25 protein-coding genes are annotated in these 26,245 nt (G+C 67.4%); 14 read left to right on the top strand and 11 right to left on the bottom strand.

Annotation, left to right across the window (positions count from 1 at the left end):
- Nucleotides 1–16: 16 nt before the first annotated feature.
- The gene (locus G3I17_RS08895; protein WP_164595449.1) at nucleotides 17–2,521 is read left to right on the top strand and encodes a YfhO family protein; all 2,505 of its coding nucleotides are present in this window, start codon (nucleotides 17–19) and stop codon (nucleotides 2,519–2,521) included.
- Here the strand turns inward: G3I17_RS08895 and G3I17_RS08900 are convergent.
- Both G3I17_RS08900 and G3I17_RS08905 read right to left on the bottom strand, forming a co-directional pair.
- Nucleotides 2,514–3,497: an ABC transporter permease subunit gene (locus G3I17_RS08900; RefSeq protein ID WP_164595450.1), complete on the bottom strand. Its 984-nt coding sequence runs from the start codon at nucleotides 3,495–3,497 to the stop codon at nucleotides 2,514–2,516. The genes G3I17_RS08895 and G3I17_RS08900 overlap by 8 nt on opposite strands.
- A complete protein-coding gene (locus G3I17_RS08905; protein ID WP_164595451.1) occupies nucleotides 3,494–4,438 on the bottom strand; it encodes an ATP-binding cassette domain-containing protein in 945 nt (314 codons plus the stop codon). Before G3I17_RS08905 ends, G3I17_RS08900 begins: the two co-directional genes overlap by 4 nt.
- Before the next feature lie 167 nt (nucleotides 4,439–4,605).
- On the opposite strand from G3I17_RS08905, the gene G3I17_RS08910 reads away from it, so the two are divergent.
- The 5 genes from G3I17_RS08910 to G3I17_RS08930 all read left to right on the top strand — a co-directional run bounded on the left by G3I17_RS08910 (nucleotide 4,606) and on the right by G3I17_RS08930 (nucleotide 8,812).
- Nucleotides 4,606–4,926 carry a DUF1348 family protein gene (locus G3I17_RS08910; RefSeq protein WP_164595452.1) on the top strand — a complete coding sequence of 107 codons (321 nt, stop codon included), beginning with the start codon at nucleotides 4,606–4,608 and terminating at the stop codon, nucleotides 4,924–4,926.
- A 143-nt stretch (nucleotides 4,927–5,069) separates the two neighbouring features.
- Complete coding sequence (locus tag G3I17_RS08915; protein ID WP_164595617.1) at nucleotides 5,070–5,351, top strand: metal-sensitive transcriptional regulator; 282 nt, start codon at nucleotides 5,070–5,072, stop codon at nucleotides 5,349–5,351.
- 37 nt (nucleotides 5,352–5,388) lie between these two features.
- Nucleotides 5,389–5,607 carry a heavy-metal-associated domain-containing protein gene (locus G3I17_RS08920; RefSeq protein ID WP_164595453.1) on the top strand — a complete coding sequence of 73 codons (219 nt, stop codon included), beginning with the start codon at nucleotides 5,389–5,391 and terminating at the stop codon, nucleotides 5,605–5,607.
- Nucleotides 5,604–6,560 carry a hypothetical protein gene (locus G3I17_RS08925; protein WP_164595454.1) on the top strand — a complete coding sequence of 319 codons (957 nt, stop codon included), beginning with the start codon at nucleotides 5,604–5,606 and terminating at the stop codon, nucleotides 6,558–6,560. Before G3I17_RS08920 ends, G3I17_RS08925 begins: the two co-directional genes overlap by 4 nt.
- 14 nt (nucleotides 6,561–6,574) lie before the next feature.
- On the top strand, nucleotides 6,575–8,812 hold the full coding sequence (locus G3I17_RS08930; protein WP_164595455.1) for a heavy metal translocating P-type ATPase: 2,238 nt from the start codon (nucleotides 6,575–6,577) through the stop codon (nucleotides 8,810–8,812).
- A gap of 133 nt (nucleotides 8,813–8,945) precedes the next feature.
- On the opposite strand, the gene G3I17_RS08935 is transcribed toward G3I17_RS08930, so the two are convergent.
- The 5 genes from G3I17_RS08935 to G3I17_RS08955 all read right to left on the bottom strand — a co-directional run bounded on the left by G3I17_RS08935 (nucleotide 8,946) and on the right by G3I17_RS08955 (nucleotide 15,067).
- Entirely contained in the window at nucleotides 8,946–10,502 is a 1,557-nt protein-coding gene (locus tag G3I17_RS08935) for a glycoside hydrolase family 13 protein (RefSeq protein WP_164595456.1), read from the bottom strand.
- Between the two features lie 28 nt (nucleotides 10,503–10,530).
- Nucleotides 10,531–11,505, bottom strand: a complete 975-nt coding sequence (locus G3I17_RS08940; RefSeq protein ID WP_164595457.1) for a carbohydrate ABC transporter permease — start codon at nucleotides 11,503–11,505, stop codon at nucleotides 10,531–10,533.
- Nucleotides 11,502–12,431, bottom strand: coding sequence for a sugar ABC transporter permease (locus G3I17_RS08945; protein ID WP_164595458.1), 930 nt, complete (start codon nucleotides 12,429–12,431; stop codon nucleotides 11,502–11,504). The genes G3I17_RS08940 and G3I17_RS08945 overlap by 4 nt, the downstream gene beginning before the upstream one ends.
- Entirely contained in the window at nucleotides 12,431–13,813 is a 1,383-nt protein-coding gene (locus G3I17_RS08950) for an extracellular solute-binding protein (protein WP_164595459.1), read from the bottom strand. The genes G3I17_RS08945 and G3I17_RS08950 overlap by 1 nt, the downstream gene beginning before the upstream one ends.
- Nucleotides 13,814–14,062: 249 nt before the next feature.
- Nucleotides 14,063–15,067, bottom strand: a complete 1,005-nt coding sequence (locus G3I17_RS08955; RefSeq protein ID WP_164595460.1) for a LacI family DNA-binding transcriptional regulator — start codon at nucleotides 15,065–15,067, stop codon at nucleotides 14,063–14,065.
- Between the two features lie 130 nt (nucleotides 15,068–15,197).
- Here G3I17_RS08955 and G3I17_RS08960 point away from each other — a divergent pair, with 130 nt between their 5' ends.
- The 3 genes from G3I17_RS08960 (at nucleotide 15,198) to G3I17_RS08970 (ending at nucleotide 18,083) form a co-directional block, all read left to right on the top strand.
- A complete protein-coding gene (locus G3I17_RS08960; protein ID WP_164595461.1) occupies nucleotides 15,198–16,442 on the top strand; it encodes a DUF4032 domain-containing protein in 1,245 nt (414 codons plus the stop codon).
- A gap of 61 nt (nucleotides 16,443–16,503) precedes the next feature.
- Entirely contained in the window at nucleotides 16,504–16,998 is a 495-nt protein-coding gene (locus G3I17_RS08965; protein ID WP_164595462.1) for a SigE family RNA polymerase sigma factor, read from the top strand.
- Nucleotides 16,995–18,083, top strand: a complete 1,089-nt coding sequence (locus tag G3I17_RS08970) for a hypothetical protein (RefSeq protein ID WP_164595463.1) — start codon at nucleotides 16,995–16,997, stop codon at nucleotides 18,081–18,083. The genes G3I17_RS08965 and G3I17_RS08970 overlap by 4 nt, the downstream gene beginning before the upstream one ends.
- Nucleotides 18,084–18,109: 26 nt before the next feature.
- Here the strand turns inward: G3I17_RS08970 and G3I17_RS08975 are convergent, their stop codons facing one another.
- From G3I17_RS08975 to G3I17_RS08990, 4 genes are all read right to left on the bottom strand, one after another.
- Complete coding sequence (locus tag G3I17_RS08975; protein ID WP_164595464.1) at nucleotides 18,110–18,508, bottom strand: type II toxin-antitoxin system VapC family toxin; 399 nt, start codon at nucleotides 18,506–18,508, stop codon at nucleotides 18,110–18,112.
- Complete coding sequence (locus tag G3I17_RS08980; RefSeq protein WP_203589913.1) at nucleotides 18,508–18,780, bottom strand: type II toxin-antitoxin system prevent-host-death family antitoxin; 273 nt, start codon at nucleotides 18,778–18,780, stop codon at nucleotides 18,508–18,510. The genes G3I17_RS08975 and G3I17_RS08980 overlap by 1 nt, the downstream gene beginning before the upstream one ends.
- 113 nt (nucleotides 18,781–18,893) lie before the next feature.
- Nucleotides 18,894–19,661 (bottom strand): SDR family NAD(P)-dependent oxidoreductase, encoded by a 768-nt coding sequence (locus G3I17_RS08985; protein ID WP_164595466.1) that lies wholly within the window; start codon nucleotides 19,659–19,661, stop codon nucleotides 18,894–18,896.
- Nucleotides 19,662–20,810: an acyl-CoA dehydrogenase family protein gene (locus G3I17_RS08990; protein WP_164595467.1), complete on the bottom strand. Its 1,149-nt coding sequence runs from the start codon at nucleotides 20,808–20,810 to the stop codon at nucleotides 19,662–19,664.
- An 85-nt stretch (nucleotides 20,811–20,895) separates the two neighbouring features.
- Here G3I17_RS08990 and G3I17_RS08995 point away from each other — a divergent pair, with 85 nt between their 5' ends.
- From G3I17_RS08995 to G3I17_RS09015, 5 genes are all read left to right on the top strand, one after another.
- A complete protein-coding gene (locus G3I17_RS08995) occupies nucleotides 20,896–21,480 on the top strand; it encodes a TetR/AcrR family transcriptional regulator (protein WP_164595468.1) in 585 nt (194 codons plus the stop codon).
- A gap of 58 nt (nucleotides 21,481–21,538) precedes the next feature.
- A complete protein-coding gene (locus G3I17_RS09000; protein ID WP_203589914.1) occupies nucleotides 21,539–22,417 on the top strand; it encodes a S1 family peptidase in 879 nt (292 codons plus the stop codon).
- A 43-nt stretch (nucleotides 22,418–22,460) separates the two neighbouring features.
- Nucleotides 22,461–24,119, top strand: coding sequence for an alkaline phosphatase D family protein (locus tag G3I17_RS09005; protein ID WP_164595469.1), 1,659 nt, complete (start codon nucleotides 22,461–22,463; stop codon nucleotides 24,117–24,119).
- Between the two features lie 143 nt (nucleotides 24,120–24,262).
- Nucleotides 24,263–25,147: a S1 family peptidase gene (locus G3I17_RS09010; RefSeq protein ID WP_343238242.1), complete on the top strand. Its 885-nt coding sequence runs from the start codon at nucleotides 24,263–24,265 to the stop codon at nucleotides 25,145–25,147.
- A gap of 222 nt (nucleotides 25,148–25,369) precedes the next feature.
- Nucleotides 25,370–26,236: a S1 family peptidase gene (locus tag G3I17_RS09015; RefSeq protein WP_164595471.1), complete on the top strand. Its 867-nt coding sequence runs from the start codon at nucleotides 25,370–25,372 to the stop codon at nucleotides 26,234–26,236.
- The last annotated feature ends 9 nt before the right edge of the window (nucleotides 26,237–26,245 follow it).

A 26,245-nucleotide genomic window follows, 5' to 3' on the forward strand; every position in this document is an offset into this window, starting at 1 on the left:
TTCCGGAGGGCGATCCTTGACGTCGGACAACCCGGCACCCAAGGTGCCCGAGGCAAGCAACACCGAGCCAAGCAGCACCGCGAGAAGGCCGGTACCAGCGCCGGAAGCCCTGGTCGCCGGAGCCGTGGCCGCGCTCGGCTTCATCGTCGCCGGGATGTTCCGGGGGACGTTCCCGTTCGGGGGCGCATCGCGCAGCACCAACGACCTCGGCGCCCAGTATGTCCCGTTCTTCGCGCACCTGTGGGACGTCCTGACCGGGAACGCCCAGGGCGACCTGCTGTTCAACTGGCAGAGCGGCTTCGGGGTCGGGTTCCTGGCCGACTACGGCATCGATCTCGGCAGCCCGCTGTCGCTCCTGGTGGTGTTGTTCCCGCGCGACGACATCGACCTCGCCGTCTTCGTCATCACCACGCTGAAGCTCGCGCTGGCGGCTGCGGCGATGGCCGCGCTCCTTCGCCGGATGCGGCCGGGTCCCTGGTGGCTGGCCGCGGTGCTCGGCGCGTCGTACGGGCTGTGTGGCTGGGCGATCGACGACGGCGCCTACGTCCCGATGTGGCTCGACGGGCTGATCGCGCTGCCGATGTTCTGCCTCGTCGGCGAATGGTCACTGAAACGCAAGCACCGGATCCTCAGCGTCGCGGTGATCGCCGTGTTCTGGGTGTCCAACTTCTACACCGCCTATATGGCGACGATCGCGGCCGGCCTCATCGTGCTGGTCCGCGTGCTGACCAGCGAGACCAGCTGGCTGGACCGGCTGCGCGGTCTGCTGCGCTACGCCCTCGCGTCCGTCCTCGGCCTCGCCCTGTCGGCGCCGATCCTGATCCCTCTCTTCAAGGCGAACAGCCTCGCCACCCCGTCCCCCTCGGGCACCTTCACCCCCGTCCCGCTGGAGAACTTCTTCTCACGCTTACTCCCGCTGTCCGAGGGCGTCGGCCGGGGCGCCAGCCTGTACGTCGGTACTGCGGCCCTGCTGCTGGCCGCGACGCTACCGTTCAACGGATCGGTCAGAGCCGTCACCCGGATCGCCTGGACGCTACTGGCCGTGCTCGTCGGCGCCTCGTTCCTGTGGAAGCCGACGCACGAGCTCTGGCACGGTTTCGATATCCCCAATGGCAGCCAGTACCGGCAGGGATTCGTGCTCTGCGCGATCCTGGTGATCGCCGCGTGGCTCTCGGTCGCCGACCGCGCGCCGAGCTGGATCGCGTTGACCGGTGGCACCGCACTCGTGGTCACGCTGGCGATCTACACGCAGCACAGCCCGTTGCTGACCAACGGCAGCATCATCGTCCTCAGCTGCTCAGGCGCCCTGATTCTCCTTGTCCTCCTGGCGATGCGGTACGCCGGGCGTCCGCGACTGGTCTCGCTCGTCGCCGCGGTGGTGGTGATCGGCGCAGTGGGCGTGGAGCTGGCCTGGACGGCGATCGTGGTCGACCAGCAACGCAACAAGTTCCTGACCGCATCGGCGCCGGCCTGGGGTGCCGAGCAGACCGACCGGGCCGACAAGGTGCACGCGGCAGCCGGTTGGCCGCAGTACCGGACCAATCCCGGGACAGCGCTGACGCCGAACGACCCGATCCTGCTGGGCGGGCAAGGGCCTGGGTACTACAGCAGCATTCTGCCGGCGAGCCTCAACCACACGCTGACTGATCTCGGCTTCGGCTGGGTGGGGTACGGCCGCGCCTCGCACGACCTCGACAACCCGGTCACGGATGCCATCTTCGCCATCGGCGCCAGGTTCGAGGACGGCACGATCAAGCGCACCGAGGTGCCCCCACTCGTCACCGTCCACCCCAAGCCGGCCGACGGCGCAGCGCAGCCGGACAGCGTTTTCGCCTTCCAGGAAAGGCTTCTGGGCGCCGACGTGTACGAGGTACCGGAGTACAAGGGGCGCCGGACGGCCGAGCCAGGTGTGGTCACGATGACCGCGCGGTGTGCGCCGGGCTCGACCGTCTATCTGAATCTTCCGCGAGCCTCCGGTGAGGCACGGGTCGGCCAAGACGCCGAGTGGCAGCCGCTGACGGCGTCGCGACGGCCGGGGATCACTACGAGCAGCGGGCTGTTGAAGATCGGGCAGACGCCGGCGAGTGGAGTAGCGGTCGCGGAGATCAAGATCCTCGCCGCCACCGGGCGGCTGCCGGTGACCGGCGCGATGGGTTGCCTCGACTCCGAGAAGCTGACGAAGGCCGTCGCCGCTCTGCGCGAGGCCGGTGCCACCGAGGTGAAGACCGGTGGGCATTCGATCGACGCGACGCTGAAGCCCGGTAGTACAGGGCTCGCGGTGGTCTCGGTACCGCGGATCGAAGGCTGGAGCTGCTCGGTCGATGGCGGCAAGAAGCAGGAGCCCACCGAGCTGGGCGGGCTCCTTGCCGTGCAGTTGCCCGGGCCGAGCCAGAAGATCAGCTGCAGCTTCCAGCCGCCAGGCCTGGGTATCGGCCTGGCAGCTGGTGGCGGCGCCTTCCTTATCACGCTCGGCCTCGCGCTGATTTCACTGCGGAGGCGCCGCAAAGCCTCGGCTAGTTGACATCGCGGCGCCGGAAGACCAGCGCGCCGAGCAGGACCAGCGCCACCGCGACGATGCTGAGGTACCAGGCGCCGTGCTCGAAGGACAGCGTCTTCGTGACCTGGTCGCAGGTGTAGCTGCCCCCGGAGCTGTTGCACTCATTGATGTAGTACAGGGCGTCGTGCTTGATGAAGGCGTCGAAGTTGAGTCGCACCAGCCAGGGCTGCGCCTTCTCGAGGAAGCCGCCGAACACTCCCTCGACGATGATGAGGTAGCCCATCACGAAGCCGATCGCGGCGGCCGTGTGCCGCAGCAGCGCCCCGACCACACAGCCCAGCGCGGCCCCGATCGCCGTCATCAAGACGATCCGGCCGGACATCTCGGTGAGGTTGCCCCAGACCTTGCCCGTCGTACCGGCGGTGATCCCGAGGTTGTCCACAATCAGGAACGTGCCCAGTAGCAACAGGCCGGTGATCACCACGGCGACCGGGACGAACCCGATCGCGGCGCCCAGCAGCTTGCTGCCGAAGACCCGCAATCGGCGGGGCTCGAAGGTGAGCCAGTTGCCGATCGCCCCACTGCTGAACTCGGCACCGAAGAAGCTGGCGCCGATCAGGAACGCCACGAACACCAGCAGGTACGACGACCCGAGCAGCACGTCCGGCATGACCTCGGCGAACACCGTCTTCGGCTTGGCGTACTGCTCGAGCGACGGCGGGCCCGGGCAGAAGTCCTTCAGCGCCGGCTTCGGTTCTTCCGCCGTCGCGTAGGCAGCCTCGCAGTCCTTCTGGTACTGCTCGCCGTGCAGCGCCCAGTCCTTCTGCTGTTCCTCCAGGAAGACCTGGTTCTGCCGCTGCTCGGCCTCCGACAGCGGCTGGGCCTGGCGCCAGATGGCGAACAACAGAAAGGCGCTGATGATCAGCACGGCGACGACGCCGATGATCGCGATCCGGCGCGACGCCAGCCGGCGGAGCTCGACTCCGGTGAGGCGGATCACTGCTCGCCCCCCAGACCCTCGTCGGCGGTCAGTTCGAGGAAGACGGACTCCAGGTCGGCGCGGACCGGGATCAGTTCGGACACGTACAACTCCTGCTGGGCAAGCCTTCTGGTCACTTCTGCGGAGTGCTCGGCGCCGTCGACGAACAGATAGTTGCCTTCGGCCCGAACTGTCATCCCGGCGGCGGTCAGGATCGAGGCGGCGCGTTCCTGGTGGGCCGCGTGCTCACCGATCGCCACTTTCACGGTGGACTTGCCGCTGCCGCCGATCACCTCGGCGACGGTGCCGGAGGCGAGCAACCGGCCGTGGCCGATGATCGAGACGGTGTCGGCGACCTGCTCGACCTCGGCCAGGATGTGGCTGCTGACCAGGACCGTCCGGCCCTGCTCCCCCAGGCTGCGCATGGTCTCGCGGATCTCCCGGATACCGGCCGGGTCGAGGCCGTTGGTCGGCTCGTCGAAGATCAGCAGGTCGGGTTGCTTCAGCAGCGTGGCGGCGATCGCCAGCCGCTGCTTCATCCCCAGCGAGTAGCTCTTGAACTTGTCCTTGCCTCGCTCGTTCAGCGAGGTCTCGGCGAGCACCTCGCCGACCCGCGTGCGCGGTGCGCCGATCGCGTCGGCGAGCAGCTCCAGGTTCTTGCGGCCGCTGAAGGTGGGGAAGAACTTCGGCGACTCGACGATCGCGCCGATCCGGCCGACCACGTCCTGCAGCCGGTCGGGCACCACCTGGTCGAACACGGTCATCGTGCCGGCATCGGCCCGGACCAGGCCGAGCAGCATCCGGATCGAGGTCGTCTTGCCGGAACCGTTCGGCCCGAGGAAGCCATGCACCCCGCCGATCGGCACCTCCAGGTCCAGGCCCTGCACCGCGACCACCCGCTTGCCCCGCCGGGTCCGATACGTCTTCCGCAGCGCTTGCGTGCGGATCGCCAGGTCTGGCATGCCGCCCCTCTCCCTCTGAAACCCCCTCGGCGAGGAGGACGCTCATCCTTGCAGAGGATGACGTCCACCTCGCCGGGAATGTTGCTCAGTTGCCACAACTGACATCCGGGCGGCGTTCGCGCTAGTACAACCTTGAATGGATACAGTCAACAGTCAGGGAGAAGCTAGTGAATGCTCGACCCCCACTGCCTCCGTTCACCGAGGAGACGGCGATCCTGAAGGTCCGCGCCGCGGAGAACGCCTGGAACAAGCAGGACCCGGAAGCCGTCTCGCTCGCCTACACGCCGGATACCTACTGGCGGAACCGGGACACCTTCGTCACCGGCCGCGCCGAGGTGGTGGAGTTCCTGACCCAGAAGTGGGCCCGCGAGCTGGACTACCGGCTGATCAAGGAGCTGTGGGCCTCCACCGGCGACCGGCTCTTCCACTGGGACGCGCCCGGGCCGCGCCCTGAGGACCACCCGGGACTGACCGAGCTCGGACTCTAATTCTTCCGTACCCCCTATGGGTATTCGGAGCGGACTTGCTTTGGATACCCATAGGGGGTACTTTTTTGCCTGTCGACATACCCCGCAGGGGTAGCAGTTGGGAGATGAGGACCGCCATGACCACCGAAGAGAACGCCGAGCACGTGCACGGGTACACCTCGGAGAAGTCCAGCCACCTGAAGCGGCTGCGCCGGATCGAGGGGCAGGTGCGCGGCCTGCAACGGATGGTCGAGGAGGACAAGTACTGCATCGACATCCTCACCCAGGTCTCGGCGGCCACCAAGGCGCTGCAGTCCTTCTCCCTCGAGCTACTGGACGAGCACCTGTCGCACTGCGTGGTCGAGGCCGCGCAGCGAGGCGGGGCGGAGGCCGAGGAGAAAGTCCGCGAGGCCTCCGACGCGATCGCCCGGCTCGTCCGCAGCTGACCCCTTTCTGAAGATCTTTCGAGCTAGGAGCACTCTTATGACCACCACCACGTACTCCGTCAACGGCATGACCTGCGGTCACTGCAGCGCCGCCGTCACCGAGGAGCTCGGCAAGCTGCCGGGCGTCCAGGAGGTCAGCATCGACCTCAACGCGGGCGGTACGTCCGCAGTGCACGTGACGAGCGAGTCGGCGCTCGACGAGACCGCCGTTCGCGAAGCGGTCGACGAGGCCGGGTACAAGCTGGCGAACGCATGACCAAGGCTGTCGCGGTCCGGCTCGGCGCGTTCGCTGGTGCAGTGGCGCTGGCCTTCGCCGGCGCGTTCGCACTCGGCTCCGCGGTCGACCCGGTCGCGGCAGCCGATCCGGCACCCAGCGCCGGTGAGCACGCCGACGGCGGCATGGCTGGGATGCACAGTGATCCGGGCGCTCAGCCTCCTGGGCTCGCGGTGTCCCAGTCCGGCTATACGTTGGTACCGGAGGCCACTTTCTTCCAGCCGGGTAAGGCGCAGACGCTGGCCTTCACGATTCAAGGGCCGGATGGCAAGGCGGTTACGCAGTACACACAGACGCATGAGAAGGATCTGCATCTGATCGTCGTACGGCGGGATCTGTCGGGCTTCCGTCACGTGCACCCGACGCGGGCCGCGGATGGGACGTGGAGCATTCCGTTCACGTTCACCGCTGGTGGTCAGTGGCGCATCTTCACGGACTTCCAGCCGACCGCGCTCGGTAAGACGCTGACCTTGGGTGCCGACGTCAACGTCTCCGGGCTCTACATCCCGGTCCCGCTGAACGAGCCCGCGAGCGCCTACTCCATCGACGGGTACGACGTCACGCTGGCCGGCAGTCCTGTCGCCGGCAAGGAGTCAGAGCTGACGTTCAGCGTCAGCAAGGCGGGCAAGCCGGTCACCGACCTGCAGCCGTATCTCGGGGCTTTCGGGCACCTGGTGTCATTGCGTGGTGGCGATCTCGCCTACCTGCACACGCATCCGTCCGCCGAGGCGAAGGCGGGGATGAAGGGCGGGCCGGCGATCAAGTTCGGCACGACGTTCCCGACCGCCGGCACGTACAGCCTGTTCCTGGACTTCCAGCACGCCGGCAAGGTGCGCACCGCCGAGTTCACCGTGACCGTCGGCAGCGACGGTACGGCGATCGTGCCGCCGAGCGAACTGCCCGGCGCCGAAGAAGAAACTCCGCACGGCCACTGAAAGGAGGCCCAGCAATGACCACACCGGACAACTCCGTCGAGCTCCTCATCGGTGGCATGACGTGCGCCTCCTGCGCCAACCGGGTCGAGAAAAAACTCAACCGGATGGACGGCGTCACCGCGACCGTCAACTACGCCACCGAGAAGGCGAAGGTGACGTTTGCCGAAGGCATCAGTACCGAAGATCTCGTCGCCACCGTCGAGGCAACCGGCTATTCCGCCTCGTTGCCAACTCCCCCTGTTGCTGACGGCCCCGAACCGGTCGACGAGCTGCGGCCGTTGCGTGAGCGGCTGATCGCCAGCATCGCGCTCGCCGTGCCGGTGATTGCCCTGGGCATGATTCCCGCGCTGCAGTTCGACTTCTGGCAGTGGGCCTCGTTGACCCTGGCCGCACCGGTGGTCACGTGGGCGGCCTGGCCGTTCCACAAGGCCGCCTGGACGAATCTGCGGCACGGTGCCGCGACGATGGACACGTTGATCTCGGTCGGCGTGCTGAGCTCCTTCGTCTGGTCGCTTTACGCGTTGTTCCTCGGCGAGGCGGGCGCGCCGGGGATGAAGATGCCGTTCACGCTGATCCCCTCGCGGGGTAGCGGCGCCGAGGAGATCTACCTCGAGGTCGCCGCCGGCGTCACGACCTTCATCCTTGCAGGCCGGTACTTCGAGGCGCGCGCCAAGCGGCAGTCGGGTGCTGCGCTGAAGGCCCTGCTGGAGTTGGGCGCCAAGGACGTCGCCGTACTGCGTGATGGCGCCGAGTTCCGGATCCCGGCCGATCAGCTTGCAGTGGGCAACGAGTTTGTCGTGCGGCCGGGCGAGAAGATCGCTACCGACGGCGTCATCGTCACCGGCAGCAGCGCGGTGGACGCGTCGATGCTGACTGGCGAGTCGGTGCCGGTGGAGGTCGGCGAAGGGGATGCCGTCGTCGGCGCGACCGTGAACGCCGGCGGGCGGCTGGTAGTACGGGCTACTCGGGTCGGGTCTGATACTCAGCTGGCGCAGATGGCTCGGTTGGTGGAGGACGCGCAGAACGGTAAGGCGGCCGTGCAGCGGTTGGCCGACCGGGTTTCCGGGATCTTCGTGCCGATCGTGATCGGGCTTTCGCTGGCCACGTTGGGATTCTGGCTCGGGAACGGGTCGCCGACCGAGGTGGCGTTCACCGCGGCGGTCGCAGTACTGATCATTGCTTGCCCTTGTGCGCTCGGGCTGGCGACTCCGACCGCGTTGATGGTCGGGACGGGGCGCGGGGCGCAGCTGGGCATCCTGATCAAGGGGCCCGAGGTGCTGGAGTCCACGCATCGGGTCGACACCGTCGTACTGGACAAGACCGGGACCGTGACGACCGGGCGGATGGCGCTGGTCGATGTACTGCTGGCCGAGGGTGAAGAGCGGGCCGAGGTACTGCGGCTGGCGGGGGCGCTCGAGCATTCGAGTGAGCACCCGATTGCGCAGGCGATCGCCCGCGGTGCTGCCGACGAGGTGGGCAAGCTTGCGGCGGTCGAGGACTTCGGCAACGTGGAAGGTCTCGGCGTCCAGGGGATCGTCGACGGGCACGCCGTACTGGTCGGGCGGACACGGTTGCTGGAGGAGTGGAGCCAGCACCTGCCGGCTGGGCTGGCTCATGCGAAGGAGCATGCCGAGGCCGAGGGCAGTACTGCGGTTGCCGTCGGCTGGGATGGCAAGGCGCGCGCTGTGCTGGTCGTCGCCGACACCGTGAAGCCAAGCTCAGCCGAAGCAATCCGCCAGTTGAAAGCACTCGGCTTGAGGCCGGTGCTGCTCACTGGTGACAACGAGGCAGTCGCTCAGAAGGTGGCAGCCGAGGTAGGCATCGACGAGGTGATCGCCGAGGTCCTCCCGGCCGGCAAGGTAGACGTGGTGAAGAAGCTGCAGTCCGAAGGTCGCTCGGTAGCAATGGTCGGCGACGGCGTGAACGACGCAGCCGCCCTGGCCCAAGCCGACCTGGGCCTGAGCATGGGCACCGGCACCGACGTAGCCATCGAAGCCAGCGACCTAACCCTCGTCCGAGGCGACCTTCGCTCAGCAGCCGACGCGATCCGCCTCTCCAGAACCACCCTCCGAACCATCAAGGGGAACCTCTTCTGGGCCTTCGCCTACAACGTAGCCGGCCTCCCCTTAGCCGCCGCCGGCCTCCTCAACCCCATGCTGGCAGGAGCCGCCATGGCCTTCAGCTCAGTCTTCGTAGTAACCAACAGCCTCAGACTCCGCCGCTTCCAACCCCTCACTACCCACGACCGCTAGGAACTCGGACCACCACAAGCCGCCAGGAGTAAGCTCTCACCGCCAGAGTCGATGTGACCGTACGGCAACGGGCTGATTGGCCCGTGGAGCCCTGGTCTGTGGTCCAGGGCTCCACGTGGTCGGGGAGGGATGGTCAGCGGAGCCAGGCTGTGGTGTCTGGGGGGAGTTTGCCTTCTTCTAAGGGGGTGCTGCTCAGGAGGACTTCTGAGTGGTCCGGAAGGTCGACCGGCTGCGGGGTCAGGTTGACGATGCAGGTGAGGGACTCTCGGGTGAAGGCTAGGACGCCTTCCGCGGAGTCGAGCCAGGTGAGGGTGCCGTCGCCTAGCGCGGTGCGGCGGAGTTTCAGGCCGTTGCGGTAGAGGGCGAGCATGGAGTTCTGGTCGGCTTGCTGGGACTCGACGGTGAGGTTTTTCCAGTCGGCCGGCTGCGGGAGCCAGGGGGTGCCGGCCCCGAAGCCGAAGGGGGGTTCCTTGCCGGACCACGGCATGGGGACTCGGCAGCCGTCTCGGCCTCGGTCGGTGCCGTTCGAGCGTTCCCAGAGGGGGTCTTGGAGGAGGTGGTCGGGGAGGTCTTCCACCTCCGGCAGGCCTAGTTCTTCGCCTTGGTAGACGTAGAGGCCGCCGGGGAGAGCCATCGCCAGCAACGCAGCGGCTCGGGCGCGGCGTTCGCCTAGTACGGGGTCGGTCTCCATACCGTGTTTGCGGTCCTGGTGGGAGAAGGACGTGTCCGGACGCCCGTACTTCGTCACCGGGCGGGTGACGTCGTGGTTCGAGAGCACCCAGGTGGGTGGTGCTCCGATCGGGACGTGCGTCGTCAGCGTCAGGTCGATCGACGCGCGCAACTCGGCCGCATCCCACGGACGCGACAGGAAGTCGAAGTTGAAGGCGGTCTGCATCTCGTCCGGCCGCAGGTAGAGCGCGAACCGCTCCTGGTCCGGCATCCACATCTCGCCGACCAGGAAACGCCCCTCGTACTGGTCGGTGATCTCCCGCCAGCCGCGGTACACGTCGTGCACCTCGTCGTGGTCGGTGTACGACTCCTCGATGCTGTCCAGATCCTTGAACAGCACCGCGGCGCTGTCGATCCGGATCCCGTCCACCCCGCGATCCAGCCAGAACCGCAGGATGGCGTGGAACTCCTCCACCACCTCGGGATTGCGCCAGTTGAAGTCCGGCTGTTCCGGTGCGAAGAGATGCAGGTACCACTGACCGTCGGCGGCCTGTGTCCAGGCCGGCCCGTTGAAGATCGACTGCCAGTCGTTCGGCGCCAACCCACCGTCGCGGCCGTCGCGGAACAGGAACCGCTCCCGCTCGACCGACCCCGGCCCGGCTGCCAGCGCCTGGACGAACCAGTCCTGCTGGTCCGACCCGTGGTTCGGCACGATGTCGATGATGGTCCGGATCCCCAGCGCGTGCGCCTCGTCGATATAGGCCTCGGCCTCCGCCAGGGTGCCGAAGCTCGGGTCGATCGCGCGGTAGTCGGCCACGTCGTAGCCGCCGTCGGCCATCGGCGACGGGTACCACGGGTTCAGCCAGATCGCGTCGACGCCGAGTTCCGCGAGATAGGGCAGCTTGGCGCGCAGCCCGGCGAGGTCGCCGATCCCGTCACCGTTGCCATCGGCGAAGCTGCGCAGATAGACCTGGTAGATCGCCGCTCCGCGCCACCACGTGCCGGTATCGGTAAGAGGCATTGCTACTCCTTGGGGGGTAGGGAGGGGATCAGCCTTTGAGGCTTCCGGCGGTGAGACCCGCCATGATGCTGCGCTGGAACACGAAGAAGACCAGGATCGTCGGCAGCGACGCGATCACCAGCGAGGCGATCAGGACGTTCTGCGGCATCTGCGCGGACAGCGACGCGATCCCGACGCTGATCGACATCTTGTCCGTCTCCGGCAGCACCAGCAGCGGCCAGACGAAGTCCTTCCAGACCGTCACCACCGACAGGATCGAGACCACGCCGAGGATCGGCCGCGAGACCGGCAGCACGATCGACCACAGGATCCGCATCGGCGACGCGCCGTCGATCTCGGCCGCCTCCAGCAGCTCCCGCGGGATCGAGTCGAAGAACCGCTTGAGCAGGAAGATGAAGAACCCGTTCGCCGCCGCCGGCAACCAGATCGCCCACGGAGTGTTGAGCAGGTTGAAGTGGAACAGCGGTACGTCCTTGGCGACCAGGTACGTCGGCAGCAGCAGCACCATCGGCGGGATCATCAAGGTGGCCAGCATCAGCCCGAGGATCACCTTGCCGAAGAACGGCCGCAGCTTCGACAACGCGTACGCCGCCGTCACATCGACCGCCAACGTGAACAGCCACGCGCCACCGGCGTACAGGGCGGTGTTCTTCAGGAAGACGCCGAGCTGGAGCTGGTTCCAGGCGTCGGCGTAGACGTGGAAGTCGAAGTGCTTCGGGAAGAAGCTCGGCGGGATCTGGGCGATCTCCTCCGGTGACTTCAGCGCGCCGGTCACCATCCAGTACAGCGGGAAGACGAAGGCCAGCGTGAAGCCGATCACCACCACGACCAGCACGGTCCAGTAGGTCGTCTTGCCGCGCCAGGACCGCAACGCCAACGGCGACACCAGGCTCCTGGTCTCGTACTCGCGGCCCTTGTCCTTCTTCCTTTTCTTCGGACTGCGCGGGGCCGGCGCCGGCGTGGTTGCCTCGAGCACCGATTGCGGTTGCAGGGTCGTTGTCATCGGCCACCTTCGTTGTCTCGCGAGACGCGCAGGTAGATCGTGGAGAACACCATCAGGACGACCATCAGCATCAGGCCGAGTGCGCCACCGCCACCGAAGTCGCCGAAGTTGAAGGCGTACTGGTACATCAGGTAGGCCACCGTCACGGTCGCGTTCTCGGGCCCGCCGCCGGTCAGCAGGTAGGGCTCGATGAAGACCTGCATGGTCGCCACCACCTGGAGCAGCAGCATCACCAGCAGGATCAGCTTGGTCTGCGGGATCGTCACGTGCCAGACGCGCTTGAACAGACCGGCGCCGTCGAGCTCAGCCGACTCGTAGAGCTCACCGGGGATGCTCTGCAACGCGGCCAGGTAGATCAGCGTGCCGGTACCGAGGTTCATCCAGGTGGAGACCAGGACGAGCGAGATCAGCGCGGTACTGGAGGAGTCGAGCCAGGCCAGCGGCGGGATCCCGAACACATCGAGGATCTGGTTGAACAGCCCTGCGCCCGGATCGTAGAACCACTTGAACAACAGCACGCCGACGGCCGGCGGCAGCATCACCGGCAGGTAGACGACGAAGCGCAGGTACGCCCGCGCGTGCTTCAGTTCGTTCAGTACCACCGCGAGCACGAACGGGACCGCGTAGCCGACGATCAGCGCGAGACCGCTGAAGGCGGCCGTGTTCAGCCAGGCGGACCGGAAGGCCGGGTCGTCGATCACGCTGCGGAAGTTGTCGAAGCCGACCCACTTGGCCGGGTCGACGAAGTTGTTCTCCTGGAAGCTGAGGACGACCTCGCGGATCATCGGGTACCAGGAGAAGAAGGCGAAACAGATCAACGCCCCGCAGAGGAACCCGTACGCCGTCAGGTTCCTGCCCACCGCGCGGCGCGCCGCTCCCTGGGGAAGGGAACGGCGCACCGGCGACTTCGCGGTCAGAACTGCCATCAGGTGTTCTTGGCGAGGATCTTGTTGGCCTTGCCCTCGGCATCCGAGAGCAGCTTGTCGATGTCAGCATCCTTCCGGGTGAGTACCGCGGACATCGCGACGTCCAGGACGGCGTACAGCTCCTGCGCCTTCGGCGGCTCGAGCTTGTTGGTGATGTCGGCCTGTGCGTCGACGTACGGGGTGAAGTGGTCCACCGGCACCGTCGCGAACTGCTTGCGCAGAGCAACGATTTCCTTACCGGGGGCCGAGGTGCCGTACAGGTCGGGGATCGGCAGGCCGACCGGGCGGCCCTGGGTCTTGGCGCGCTCGTAGTTGAACTGGCCCTGGCCCGGCGTCAACTCGTGGAACTCCAGCCAGGCGAGCCCGGCCTTGATCTTCTCCGGCGACGCCTTCGGGTTGAACATGTACCCGTCGCCACCGCTGAGCGAGGACTTGCCCTCGGACTCCGGTACGGCGGTCACCCCGTAGTCGTCGAACTTGCCCTGGAAGTCGTTGTTGACCGACTGGACGACGTCCGGCGCGCCGATCATCATGCCGAGCTTGCCCGAGCCCATCATCCGCATCAGGTCTTCCCACTGCAGCAGTTGCTTGGTGCCCATGCTGTTGTCGTCCCAGCGCATCTTCTTCAGGTTCTCCAGCACAGCCTTGCCCTCGCCGCTGTTGAACGCGGCGGTCTTGCCGTCGTCGCTCACCATCGAGCCACCCCGGGCGTACAGCGAGGCGGCGAAGTGCCAACCGCCGGTGTTGCCCGCGCTGTACTCACCAAAGCCCGTGTAGCCCGCACCGAGACCGGCGATCTTCTTGGCCGCTTCCTGGACCTCGCCCCACGTCTTGGGCGGCGAGTCCGGGTTGAGCCCGGCCTGGGTGAAGAGCTTGCGGTTGTAGACCAGGCCCATGTTGTAGTTGTTGCGCGGCAGGCCGTAGGACTTGTCGCCGTCCTTGAACACGCCCTGGACGTCCGGGCGGATGTCCTTGAGCGCCTTCACGTCGCCGATGTACTGGCTGATGTCGGCGGCCTGCTTGGCCTTGATGATCTTCTGGACGTCGGTGTAGTAGACGTAGAAGACGTCCTCCTGGGTGCCGCCGGCCAGCTTCGCCTGGAAGGTGTCCGGGTTGATGCAGGGGAACGCGTCCTTGCTCTGGATCGTGATGTTCGGGTGCAGCTTCTGGAACGCCGTGACGTCCTCGTCCCAGCCGGTGCGTTCCTTCGGGTTGCTCTTCGGCGGCTGGCATCCCACGGTGATCGTGACCGGGGCGTTCGCGTCGCCCGACCCCTGAGCAGCCGGCTTGTCCCCGTCCCCGGAACCACAGGACGCGGCCGCCAGGCCGAGCCCTGCCACGAGCAACAGGCTGAGCGCCTTGCGGTGGCTCGTTGTCCTCATCGATGTGCCCTTCTGCTGGCGAGGGCGCTTTCCGTCCCGCCCCTCGGATGTGGTCCGTACCGTAGGCAACCTGACCGGATCAGCGCAATACTTCGATCGCAAGTTGCAAAAACGTGACTACGAATCGGAACTCCTGGGTATAGCAAAGGGGCGAAGCGGGTTCGCACCCACTTCGCCCCTCAGTGATCAGCTGGTTACAGAACGTCCCGTACTACGAATTGGCGGTTGACCGTCGTTGTCAGGCTGGTGTCAGACCTTGACCGTCGCCCGCGCCCGGGCCGTCGACGCGCGCACCACGAGCTCGGGCTCGAAGAGCAGCTCGTCGGCCGGTACCGCGGCGCGCTCGATCAGCGCGACCAGCATGTCGACCGCGGCCCGCCCCATCGCGTCGATCGGCTGCCGGACCGTGGTCAGCGGCGGGTCGGTGCAGTTCATCATCGCGGAATCGTCGTACCCGATCACCGAAACGTCGTCGGGCACCGTCAGTCCGGCCCGGCGGACGGCGCGGATGGCGCCGAGCGCCAGGATGTCGCTCGCGCAGACGATGCCGGTGACGCCCTGCTTCACCAGTCGGGTCGCCGCCGCGTGACCGCCCTCGAGCGAGAACATGGTGTGCTCGACGAGCTCCGGGTCGGCCTCCGGCGAGGAGAGGAACGCATCCAGCTTGCGGCGCGAAGGGATGTGGTCGCGCGGGCCGAGCACCATGCCGATCTTCGTATGGCCGAGCGCGCGCAGGTGTCCGATCGCCATCTCCGCGGCGACGACGTCATCCGACGACACCTGCGGGAAGCCGAGGTGGTCGACGGCGGCATTAACCAGTACGGTCGGCAGCCGGCGCTCCTGGATCAGCTTGTAGTGCGCGTGCGGCGCGTCCGCCTGGGCGTAGAAGCCACCGGCGAAGACGACACCCGAGACCTGCTGCTGCAAGAGAAGATCTACATAGTCGGCCTCGGAGACGCCACCGACCGTCCTGGTGCACAGCAACGACGTGAACCCCTGCTGCGCCAGCGCTCCACCGACGACCTCGGCGAAGGCGGGGAAGATCGGGTTCTGCAACTCCGGCAGCACCAGGCCGACCAGCCGGGCCCGGTCGCCACGCAGCTGGGTCGGGCGCTCGTAGCCCAGCACGTCGAGGGCGGTCAGCACCGCCTCCCGGGTCGCCTCCGAGACCCCCGGTTTGCCGTTGAGCACCCGGCTCACAGTGGCCTCGCTGACCCCGACCTTCTTCGCAACCTCAGCAAGTCGTCGCGTCATAGCGCAAACACTACGCCACATTTCGCAAATTCTTGCGGCCACTTGCGTCGTACTGCGCCTGATGCCCTTTCTGATAAGCAATGCCTGAAGTCTCAACCTTCCACGGCGTGGAACTGCCACACTGGTGTGCGTGCCTCGTTTCGTAGCCACTCGCCCGGACACCGGACTGCTCTCGCTCCCGTGGGACATCCCGCTGGAGGACTGGCCGGAGGACCAGCTGGTCGCGCTCCCCCGCGGAATCTCCCGCCACGTCGTCCGGTTCGTCCGGGTGAGCGGCACCGTCTACGCGATCAAAGAGGTGATGGAACACCTCGCGATGCACGAGTACCGGCTGCTGCGCGACCTGGAACGCCTCGACTCCCCCTCGGTCGAGCCCGTCGGCGTCATCACCGACCGGCTGGACAAGAACGGCGAGCCGCTCGACTCGATCCTGGTCACCAAGCACCTGCAGTTCTCACTCCCGTACCGGGCGCTGTTCTCCAGCACGCTGCGGCCGGACACGGTCAACCGGCTGATCGACGCGCTGGTCGCGCTGATCGTCCGGATGCACCTGCTCGGCTTCTTCTGGGGCGACTGCTCGCTGTCGAATACCTTGTTCCGGCGCGATGCGGGCGCCTTCGCGGCGTACCTGGTGGACGCCGAGACCGGCGAGCTGCACCAGGCGATCTCCGACGGGCAGCGCGCGCACGACCTGTACACCGCCGAGATCAACCTGTTCGGCGAGCTGTCCGACCTGGAGGAGGGCGGCCTGCTCGACCCGGACATCGACCCGCTGGAGACGATCCACTCGATCACGGCCCGGTACGAGGCGCTCTGGAAGGAGCTGACCGCGCCGGAGGAGTTCCACTCCGACGAGATGCACCGGCTGGACTCGCGGATCCGGCGGCTGAACGAGCTCGGCTTCGACGTCGCCGAGATCGACATCATCACCGACTGGGACGGCAGCCAGGTCCGGATCCAGCCGAAGGTCGTGGACGCCGGCCACCACTCGCGCCGGCTGCTGCGCCTCACCGGGCTGGACGTCGAGGAGAACCAGGCGCGCCGGCTGCTGAACGACCTCGACTCCTACTCCGCCGCGACCGACCAGCAGAACGAGGACGAGGAGATCGTCGCGCACCAGTGGCTGACCGAGGTGTTCGAGCCGGTCGTCCGGTCGGTCCCGCGCAACCTCAACCGCAAGCTGGAGCCGGCCGAGGTGTTCCACGAAGTGCTGGAACACCGCTGGTTCCTGTCCGAGCAGGCCGGCTACGAGGTGGACACGATGGAGGCGGCCCGCTCGTACGTCGCCGAAGTCCTGGCCGCCAAGCCCGACGAGAAGCTGACGCTCCCGCCGCCACCCCCACCCGGCGCGACGCTCGACCCCGATCTGGACTGAGCTGCCGAACCGGTGCAACGTCTGAGCAGTTAGGAGCGTGGTATCGGGTAGGAGGTGACGGATGGACTTCGACGAATGGGTCCAGCTGCGGGGGGCCGCGCTACTGCGCTTCGCGTACCTGATCACGCGCGACCACAGCCGCGCCGAAGAGGCGGTCCAGGACGCCCTCGTAGGGGCCTACTCGCGCTGGCCGAAGATCATCCGCGACGGCGAACCGGAGGCCTATCTACGCCGGTCCATCATCAACGCCGACATCTCAGGCTGGCGCAAGTTCTTCCGCCGCGAGACACCGGTCGGCGAGGCGACGACGTTCGACTCGGCCACCGCGGACCACGCCGGCCCTTACGCCGAACAGGACGCGGTCTGGCGTCTCTGCGCCTCCCTTCCCACCAAACAACGCGCCGCCGTGGTCCTCCGGTACTACGAGGGTCTGCCCGACGCCGAGATCGCCGAGATCCTCAACTGCTCCGCCCCCACCGTCCGCTCCCAGATCCACCGGGCTCTCGCGTCCTTGCGAACGACCTTGAGCGCACCCGAGGAGGTCGCGCGTCGATGACGAGTCGCGAAGAAGTCCTGCTGAAGGAGAGTCTTGATCGCCAGGCCGCCCAGGCACCAGGCGACTACGAGTTGCTCGATCAAGTCCACGCACGGCTGCGGCGCCGCCGGTCCGGCCGCACGACCGGAGCACTGGTGCTGGCCTGTGCAGCGGTGGCAGCGAGCGCCCTGGGCGTCCATTCGGTGCTGGACTCCGGCCGCACCCCGCCGGTTGCTCAACACTCTGCTGACACGGTCAGTGGTCCGGAGTGGCGGTGGGAGTCGTACAAAACGATCCAATTCCAGGTTCCGGCCAGCTGGACGACCTACGTGTCCGGGCCGTCCCCCTGCGTCGGCTTCAGCCGCAGCGGCAAACCGACGATCGGCCGGGTCGACGATTGGTCCGATCGGGAGATGACGGATTGCCCCTTCGCCGCGCTCCCGGTGGCGCAACGGCACGAGTACGTGTGGCTCGGCGGCAGCCAGCCGGATATGAGCGGCCGCTACGAGGCCGGCTGGGTCGAGGAGACGCGGCTGGTGAACGGGATCAAGATCAGCGTGCTCTCCAAAGACGCCGGCCTTCGGGCCAGGATCCTCGACTCCGCCGTAGCGATCGGCGACACCGATCAGTACGGGTGCAAGACGGGCCAACCTGTCGCTCCGGCGGCGGGCAGCTTTGGCGACCTCGGCACGATCGAGTCGGTGGATGTCTGCGAGTACCTGGCTCCGGGTTCGCTGATCGCGTCCTCCCGGCTGACCGGAAAGCAGGCCCTCGACCTGGCGACTGCCTTGTCCAGCGCCCCCGCGGGCGAGCCACCCGCGATAAAGCCGGATTGCGCGGCGGCCGCCCTGAGGCCAGGACATGGCTACAACAACAGGCGCCTGGAGACCTATCTACTGACGGTCAAAGGGACTAACGGCGACTGGCAGGGCAGGCTCACCTACACGACCTGCTACACCGGCGGCCGCTTCCCCTTCGACGACGGTGTGACCAAACGCCTGGTCCCGACCAGCGCCATCTCCCTGTTCCGCACCGGCCCGCACCGGCCCTACCAGACCGTACTCACCCGCGCAGACATCAACACCGCCCAACCACCCCAGCGCTAACCGGGGGCAGTCAGCACGACTGTTGGTCAGCCAGAAGGCGCTGCGACTGGCATGCCAAGATCCTCCGCGGCAGCACGCAGGCGGCGGTCGTACGTGACGAACGCCGTGAGGTCGTCACCTAGCACGGCGTCAGCGGTGGCGAGGTGGATCGCATCGAGCGAGCGGACGGCTGTGTTGTCGTAGGCCGCTGCGGTGGTTCGCACCAGTTCGTCGATCTCATAGACCGCGATCCGGCCGAGCACGCCCGGTACTGCGGCGAGCAGGGCCGGCTCGGTCCGTCGTAGGGCGCGTGGAAGCTCGACCTCGGCAAGCACCGAGGAGACCAGTAGTTCGTCCGGCTGGCCCGCGATCCAGTCGACAAGGGCGTCCGACTCCACCTCGCGGCGGACGAGTTTCACCAGGGCTGCCGTGTCGAGGTAGATCATCAGTACCGTTCCTCGTCCCGCAGTTCCTCCAGCAGTTCGCCTGCCTGCCGGTCCGTACGTATCTCGCCCCGGGGATGTGACATCGGGCCGGTGGCCCGCGGCAGCCGGAGCTTGCCCGTCTCCAGCAGGCGCGCCACCGGTGACGGTTTGGCGGGCACCAGCCGGGCGATCACCGCGCCTCGCTCGGTGATCTCGATCTCCTCGCCCTGCTTCACCCGGGCCAGCACCTTCGCCGTCTCCTGATTCAGCACCCGTACCGGGATCTCAGCCATGACGACACTGTAGTACATATTTGTCAGACACCTCCTCCGCTGCGAATCGCCAGTCGATTCAGCAGAGAAGTTATCCGCGTCTCACCCCAGATCAGCGGCTGTCCACAGGGCAATCAGCGGGGCGGCATCCGGAGGGCGCCGTCGAGGCGGATTACCTCGCCGTTGAGCAGCTGGTTGCTGACGATGTGGTCGACGAGGGCGGCGTACTCCGACGGGCGGCCCAGGCGGGCGGGGTGGGGGACCTGTTGTTCCAGGACCTTGCGGGCATCTTCGGGGAGGCCGGCGAGCATCGGGGTTTCCATGGTGCCGGGGGCGATCGTTACCACCCGGATGCCCTTGTCGGCGAGGTCGCGGGCGGCCGTCAAGGTGAGGGCTACGATCGCGCCCTTGCTGGAGGCATAGGCAGCCTGGCCGATCTGGCCGTCGTAGGCGGCGATGGAGGCGGTCATCACCACTACGCCGCGGTCGCCGTCCTCGTCGGGCTCGAGGGCGATCATCCGCTCGGCGGCCAGCCGGAGCACGTTGAAGGTGCCGATCAGGTTGACCTCGATCACCTGCCGGAAGGTTGCCAAGGGCAACGGACCCTTGCGGCCGACGACCCGGCCGGGGGTGGCGATGCCGGCGCAGGTGACGACCAGGCGCAGCGAGCCCAGCTCGGCCGCGGCGTCGAGGGCGGCAGCCACAGCGGCCTCGTCGGTGACATCGGTGGGCACGAAGACGACGCGCTCCCCCAGCTCGTCCGCGATCGCCTTGCCCGCCGACGACGGCAGGTCGCAGATCACGACGGCGGCGCCGGCCGTGGCGAACCGGCGTACGGTCGCCTCACCGAGCCCCGAACCACCACCGGTGACGAGAGCGACGTCGGACGGGCCAAGCTTCATCTAAACGCTCCTGAGGAGATCGCGGCTGATCACCAGTCGCTGGATCTGGTTGGTGCCTTCGAAGATCTGGGTCACCTTGGCCTCGCGCATGTAGCGCTCGGCCGGGAACTCGCGGGTGTAACCGTAGCCACCGAGCACCTGGACCGCGTCGGTGGTCACCTTCATCGCGTTGTCCGTGCAGACCAGCTTGGCGATCGCGGCCTGCTGGGTGAACGGCCGGCCGAGATCGCGCCGCCGGGCAGCCTGGATGTACGTCGCTCGCGCGGACTCGGTCGCCGCCGCCATGTCGGCCAGCAGGAACTGCATCCCCTGGAAGTCGGAGATCGGGTGGCCGAACTGCTCCCGGCCCAGCGCGTACGACGCGGCGAGGTCGAGCGCGGCCTGCGCAAGGCCGACCGCACAGGCGGCGATGCCGAGCCGGCCCGAGTCGAGCGCCGACAGCGCGATCCGCATCCCGTCGCCCTCGGCGCCGATCAGGTTGGCGACCGGCACCCGGACGCGATCGAAGTTGACCAGCGTCGTGGTCGAGCCGGTCAGGCCCATCTTCCGCTCGGGCGCGCCGAAGCTGAGCCCCTCGGCGGAGGCCGGCACGTGGAAGGCCGAGATGCCGTGTTTCGGGTCGGCCGACGTCCGCGCGAAGGTGGTGTAGAAGTCTGCGTGCGAGCCGTGCGTGATCCACGACTTGGTCCCGGTCAGCACGTAGTGGTCGCCGTCGCGAACTGCCTTCGTTGTCATCGCACTGATATCCGAACCGGCCTGCGGCTCCGACAGCGCATAGGCGCCGAGCAGCTCGCCGCCGACCATGTCGGGAAGCAGCAGCTCGCGCTGGTCCGGCGTACCGAAGGTCGCGATCGCGTAGCTGGTCATCGTGTGCACGGACAGGCCGACGCCGACCGACATCCAGGCCGCGGCGACCTCCTCGAGCATCTGCAGGTAGACCTCGTACGGCTGCTCGGCGCCGCCGTACTGCTCCGGGTAGGGCAGGCCCAGCAGGCCGGCCTTGCCGAGCGTGCGGAACGCCTCCCGGGGGAAGCTCTCGGTCTCCTCCGCCTTGGCGGCGTACGGTGCGAGCTCGTGCTCGCACAGGTCCCGGACCAGGCTCAGCAGCTCGCCGGCCTCCTCGGTCGGGAGCAAGCGGTCGACAGCCATCAGGCACCCCTCTCAGTGGCTGACGAAATGATACTCCGATTGATACTGAAGACCAAAGTTGCGTATCGTTCTATGCTGTCTCGATATGACAACAGTCGTCCCCGGGCGCCGTACCCGCAGGCAGTCGGAGCTGCTCGACCGGCTCCTGTCCCTGTTTCTCACGCAAGGCTTCAGCCGGTTCACCCTGGACGACCTGGCGGCCGAGCTGCGCTGCAGCAAAACGACCCTGTACGCCCTGGCGCCGAGCAAGGAACAGCTCGCCGTCGAGGTGGTCAAGCACTACTTCAAGAACGCCACCGCCGAGGTGGAGTCGGCGGTCGCCAAGCAGACCCGGCCGGACCGCCGGATCGCGGCGTACCTGAACGCCGTCGCCGACGCGCTGCGGCCGGCCAGCCGGACCTTCCTGGACGACGTCGCGACGTTCGCGCCGGCCCGCTCGGTGTACGAGCGCAACACCCGGATCGCGGCCGACCGGGTCCGGACGCTGATCGAGGAGGGCATCGCCGCCCGCGCGTTCCGCCAGCTCGACATCGGCTTCGCCGCGGAGATGGTCGCGCACACCATGCAGGCGATCCAGCGCGGCGACATCGCCCGGCGGACCGGCCTGAGCGACGCCGAGGCCTACCGCGAGCTCTCCTCCTTCGTCCTGCACTCTTTGCGCCAAGATTGACGTCAGGTTGTTGCCAACCTTCACCAGCTGAACCGAAAGCGATGAAAGGCTGTCCTCCATGACGACAGCCTCCCTCCGCCGCGCCGTGGCGATGTTGGTCACCGGTGCGCTCGCCCTGACCGCCCTCCCCACGGCCTCGGCCGTCCCGCAGCGTCCCGAGCCGCCGCGCACCGCGGCAGCGATCACCGCCGCCCTGAACGAAGACGTCACGATCCCCGGTACCGCCTGGATGACCAGGCCGGACGGCAAGATCCTCGTCTCCTACGACTCGACCGTGAGCGGCGCCAAGCTCAAGTCGCTGACCAGCACGACCCAGAAGTTCGGTAGCCAGATCGTGCTGGAGAAGCTCCCCGGCAAGCTCACCACGAAGCTCAGCGGCGGTAGCCCGATCCACGGCGGCGGCTACACCTGCTCGCTCGGCTTCAACGTCCAGCGCAAGGGCCGGTACTACTTCCTGACCGCCGGCCACTGCGGGCTGGACGCCGAGAACTGGTTCCAGGACGAGAACGAGAGGATCCCGGTCGGGTGGGTCCACCACGCCAGCTTCCCGTGGAACGACTACGCCCTGGTCGTCTACCACAAGGGGATCAGGCCTGGCGGCAGCGTGAACCTCTACAACGGCAAGTCCCAGGACATCGCCAAGGCCGTCAACCCCGGCCTCAACCAACTGGTCTACCGCACCGGCGCCACCACTGGCCTGCACAGCGGCCGGGTCACCGGCCTGAACGCCACGGTGAACTACCAGGAGGGCCGCGTCGCCGGCCTGATCCGGACCAACGTCTGCGTGGAGGCCGGCGACTCCGGCGGCCCGCTGTTCTACCGCACCTTCGCCTTCGGCCTCACCTCCGGCGGCAACGGTGACTGCAGCTCGGGCGGGACGACCTACTTCCAGCCGGTCGTCGAGGCGCTCAAAGTTTACGGCGTCAGCGTCTACTAACTGGCACGGGCGCTACCTTGGCCCGCGCGGTAGCGTCGTCTGAATGCAACTGAAGTTGGGCCCGCTGCTCCGATACGTCGACGAGACGCGGGCAACCGTATGGGTGGAGACCACCGAGGCGGGTGAGGTCGAAGTACTCGGGCACCGGACCCAGACCTGGTCGGTGCACGGGCACCACTACGCGCTGGTACTGGTCGAAGGGCTTCAACCGGCCAGCGCGACGCAGTACGAGGTGCATCTGGACGGCGTGAAGGCATGGCCGTTGGCGGAGAGTCCGTACGGCCCGAGCGTGATTCGCACCCCTCGGGCCGACGGGACCTTCCGGCTCACCTTCGGGTCGTGCCGGCGCTCGGCGCCCTTCGATGAGCAGGGGTTGAAGGATTTCGGGCCGGACGCGTTGGTGGCGCTGGCCGAGCGAATGGCCACCGGCGGCATCGATGGCGGGACCGGGTGGCCCGACGCGGTGCTGCTGCTGGGCGATCAGGTTTACGCGGACGACCCGTCAGACGCAGTACTGGAGAAGCTCCGTGCGGTCCACGGTGACCGGCAGGGGTCCGAGGTGGCCGATGAGATCGGCAACTTCGAGGAGTACACCTGGCTGTACGACGACGCCTGGCGGAACCCCGCCGTCCGGTGGCTGTTCTCGACCGTGCCGCTGTGCATGTTGCTCGACGACCACGATCTGCGCGACGACTGGAACACCTCGCTGACCTGGCGGCGGCAGGTCACCGCGCAACCGTGGTGGCACGATCGAGTGGTCGGCGCCTACGCGTCGTACTGGGTCTACCAGCACCTCGGCAACCTGTCGCCGGAGCAGCTCGACAAGGACCCGACGTACGCGGCGATGCGCGGGCTGGACGACGAGGACGAACGCAGCTCCTATCTCGACGCGTTCGCCTGGGAGGCCGACGAGGATCCGGCCTCGACCCGGTGGAGCTTCTATCGCGACTTCGGCGCGCGCTCCCGCGGCGTCCGGCTGGTCGCGATCGATTCCCGGTGCTCGAGGCAGCTGCAACCCGGCGAGCGGGCGATGGTCGACGCACACGAGTGGGAATGGGTCCGGCGGCACACGGTCGATGCGACGGAGCCGATCAACCACCTGCTGCTCGCGTCGACGCTGCCGTTCCTGCTCGCGCCCGGGCTGCATCACCTGGAGGGCTGGGACGAGGCGATCTCGTCGGGCGCCTGGGGTGCGCGCGGCTCGCGGCTCGGCGAGAAGATCCGGCAGGGGATGGACCTGGAGCACTGGGCGTCGTTCCGCAAGTCGTTCGACGACGTGACCGACCTGCTCGCCGACCTGGTTCGGTCGGACGCTCCGCCGAACTCGATCCTGATGCTGTCGGGCGATGTGCACTGCAGCTACCTGACCGAGGCGTCGCTGACCAAGGTCGACCACCCGCGGACGGCGATCCGGCAGCTGACGATGTCGCCGTTCCGCAACCCGGTCGGTTGGCATATCAGGCTGGCCAACAAGCTGCTCGACAGCAGGGGGATGACGAAGGTTCTGCACGCGCTGTCGCGATCGGCGGGAGTACGCGACGTCGCGGCCAGCTGGCGTACGGCGTACGGGCCGTGGTTCGAAAACGGCGTCATGACGGTGACCGTGGACGGCGACGACGCGGCCGTCGCCGTCGATCATGCGCGGATGGTGGCCGGCCGGCAGGAGTTGCGGAGCACGCTGCGTTACGAACTCAAGGCCTGAGGGTCTTCGCGGGGTGAACGGAGGGAAACCCTTACGCTCCGAGTTCGTCCGCGTACTTTGTGACAGTTTCGGGTAGAACAGATCACGGTTGAGTCAAGGACGCACCCGCCCCGAGCGCGTCCTCACCGATGAGGAGGCTGACCGTGAAGTTCACCCCCGCCCGTCGCATCACCGCTGTACTCGGTGCCCTTGGTCTGGCAGCAACTGGAATGCTCGCCACCCAGGCATCCGCCGCCCCCGCTCCGATCCCGACGCTGTCGGCAGCAGCGATCACATCCACGCTGAGCCAGCAGGCGTCGATCCCGGGCACCGCCTGGGAGACCGCGCCCGACGGCCGGATCATCGTCTCGTACGACGACACCGTCGCCGGCTCGAAACTGCAGTCCCTGACCGGCGTCACGAAGCAGTTCGGCAGCCGGATCACGCTGCAGAAGATCCCCGGCGTGCTCTCCAAGAAGATCAGCGGTGGTGACGCCATCTACGGCGGCCAGTACCGCTGCTCGCTGGGCTTCAACGTCCGCAGCGGCACCACGTACTACTTCCTGACCGCCGGCCACTGCGGCAACATCGCGTCCACCTGGTACTCGAACTCCGCCAAGACCGTCTCGGTCGGCACCGTCCAGGGTTCGAGCTTCCCGGGCAACGACTACGCCCTGGTCAAGTACCCGGCCGGCGCCCCCACCCCTCCCGGGAACGTCGACCTCTACAACGGCACCTTCCAGGACATCACCACATCTGGCAACCCCACGGTCGGTCTGGCCGTCAAGCGCAGCGGTAGCACCACCCGGGTTCGCAGCGGCACAGTGCTGGGCCTGAACGCCACGGTGAACTACGCCGAGGGCACTGTCACCGGCCTGATCCGCACCAACGTCTGCGCCGAGGGCGGCGACTCCGGTGGCGCCCTGTTCGCCGGCACCAAGGCCCTGGGCCTGACCTCCGGCGGCAGCGGCAACTGCACCTCCGGCGGTACGACGTACTTCCAGCCGGTCCAGGAGGCGCTGAACGTCTACGGCGTGAGCGTCTACTGAGCTGTCTGACTTCCCGAACGCCCTCTGCCACGCGTGTGGCAGGGGGCGTTTGTCATAACTCGCGAGTTAGGTACGGGCATAATACCAGCTCGGCCAGATGAGGGATGACCCTTACCTTGTGCAGTCATCCGAGTACGGACAGATAGTCCGGGTAGGTCTCTCTTCAGTTAGGTCTAGGACGCGTCCGCCCCCGAATGCGTCCTCATCGTGAGGAGACTGACTATGCGTATTTCCCGTGCAGCAGCAATTCTGGCAACCGCCGGGCTCGCCGCTACCACCTCTCTGCTGGCCACCCAGGCCATCGCCGCGCCACCTGGCCCGGCGGCCATCAGCGCCACTCTGACGCGCGACGCGTCGATCCCGGGCACCGCCTGGGTCACCGACGCGAAGACCGGGGTCGTCACCGTCTCGTACGACGACACCGTCACCGGCTCGAAGCTGACGGCGCTGACCGGCGTCACCAAGCAACTCGGCAGCAAGGTCAAGGTCGAGAAGATCTCCGGCAAGCTCTCCAAGAAGATCAGCGGTGGTGACGCCATCTACGGCGGCCAGTACCGCTGCTCGCTCGGCTTCAACGTCACCGACGGCAGCTCGTACTACTTCCTGACCGCCGGCCACTGCGGCAACATCGCGGCCACCTGGTACGCCGATGGCGCCCACACCCAGTCGGTCGGCGATACCCAGGGATCGAGCTTCCCGGGTAACGACTATGCCCTGGTGAAGTACCCGGCCGGTACGCCGGAGCCGGCTGGCAACGTCGACCTCTACAACGGGTCGTTCCAGGAGATCACCTCGGCCGCTGCCGCCACCGTCGGTCAGTCGGTCCAGCGCAGCGGCAGCACCACCCAGGTCCACGGCGGCACCGTCACCGGCGTCAACGCCACGGTCAACTACGCCGAAGGCACCGTCACCGGCCTGATCCAGACCAACGTCTGCGCCGAAGGCGGCGACTCCGGCGGCGCCCTCTTCGCCGGCACCACAGCCCTGGGCCTGACCTCAGGCGGCTCCGGCAACTGCACCTCCGGCGGCACCACCTACTTCCAGCCCGTCCCCGAAGCCCTCTCCACCTACAACGTCAACGTCTACTGACCCCACTTT

The organism is Streptomyces sp. SID13031 (assembly GCF_010548305.1).
Classification (GTDB): domain Bacteria; phylum Actinomycetota; class Actinomycetes; order Propionibacteriales; family Kribbellaceae; genus Kribbella.

Coding starts and splice junctions, on each gene's coding strand:
- G3I17_RS09005 (WP_164595469.1), top strand. CDS start 22,461: ATGCAACTGAAGTTGGGCCCGCTGCTCCGATACGTCGACGAGACGCGG.
- G3I17_RS08970 (WP_164595463.1), top strand. CDS start 16,995: ATGACGAGTCGCGAAGAAGTCCTGCTGAAGGAGAGTCTTGATCGCCAG.
- G3I17_RS08945 (WP_164595458.1), bottom strand. CDS start 12,431: ATGGCAGTTCTGACCGCGAAGTCGCCGGTGCGCCGTTCCCTTCCCCAG.
- G3I17_RS08955 (WP_164595460.1), bottom strand. CDS start 15,067: ATGACGCGACGACTTGCTGAGGTTGCGAAGAAGGTCGGGGTCAGCGAG.
- G3I17_RS09000 (WP_203589914.1), top strand. CDS start 21,539: ATGACGACAGCCTCCCTCCGCCGCGCCGTGGCGATGTTGGTCACCGGT.
- G3I17_RS08980 (WP_203589913.1), bottom strand. CDS start 18,780: ATGGCTGAGATCCCGGTACGGGTGCTGAATCAGGAGACGGCGAAGGTG.
- G3I17_RS08925 (WP_164595454.1), top strand. CDS start 5,604: ATGACCAAGGCTGTCGCGGTCCGGCTCGGCGCGTTCGCTGGTGCAGTG.
- G3I17_RS09015 (WP_164595471.1), top strand. CDS start 25,370: ATGCGTATTTCCCGTGCAGCAGCAATTCTGGCAACCGCCGGGCTCGCC.
- G3I17_RS08930 (WP_164595455.1), top strand. CDS start 6,575: ATGACCACACCGGACAACTCCGTCGAGCTCCTCATCGGTGGCATGACG.
- G3I17_RS08920 (WP_164595453.1), top strand. CDS start 5,389: ATGACCACCACCACGTACTCCGTCAACGGCATGACCTGCGGTCACTGC.
- G3I17_RS08995 (WP_164595468.1), top strand. CDS start 20,896: ATGACAACAGTCGTCCCCGGGCGCCGTACCCGCAGGCAGTCGGAGCTG.
- G3I17_RS08965 (WP_164595462.1), top strand. CDS start 16,504: ATGGACTTCGACGAATGGGTCCAGCTGCGGGGGGCCGCGCTACTGCGC.
- G3I17_RS08975 (WP_164595464.1), bottom strand. CDS start 18,508: ATGATCTACCTCGACACGGCAGCCCTGGTGAAACTCGTCCGCCGCGAG.
- G3I17_RS08905 (WP_164595451.1), bottom strand. CDS start 4,438: ATGCCAGACCTGGCGATCCGCACGCAAGCGCTGCGGAAGACGTATCGG.
- G3I17_RS08950 (WP_164595459.1), bottom strand. CDS start 13,813: ATGAGGACAACGAGCCACCGCAAGGCGCTCAGCCTGTTGCTCGTGGCA.
- G3I17_RS08940 (WP_164595457.1), bottom strand. CDS start 11,505: ATGACAACGACCCTGCAACCGCAATCGGTGCTCGAGGCAACCACGCCG.
- G3I17_RS08990 (WP_164595467.1), bottom strand. CDS start 20,810: ATGGCTGTCGACCGCTTGCTCCCGACCGAGGAGGCCGGCGAGCTGCTG.
- G3I17_RS08985 (WP_164595466.1), bottom strand. CDS start 19,661: ATGAAGCTTGGCCCGTCCGACGTCGCTCTCGTCACCGGTGGTGGTTCG.
- G3I17_RS08935 (WP_164595456.1), bottom strand. CDS start 10,502: ATGCCTCTTACCGATACCGGCACGTGGTGGCGCGGAGCGGCGATCTAC.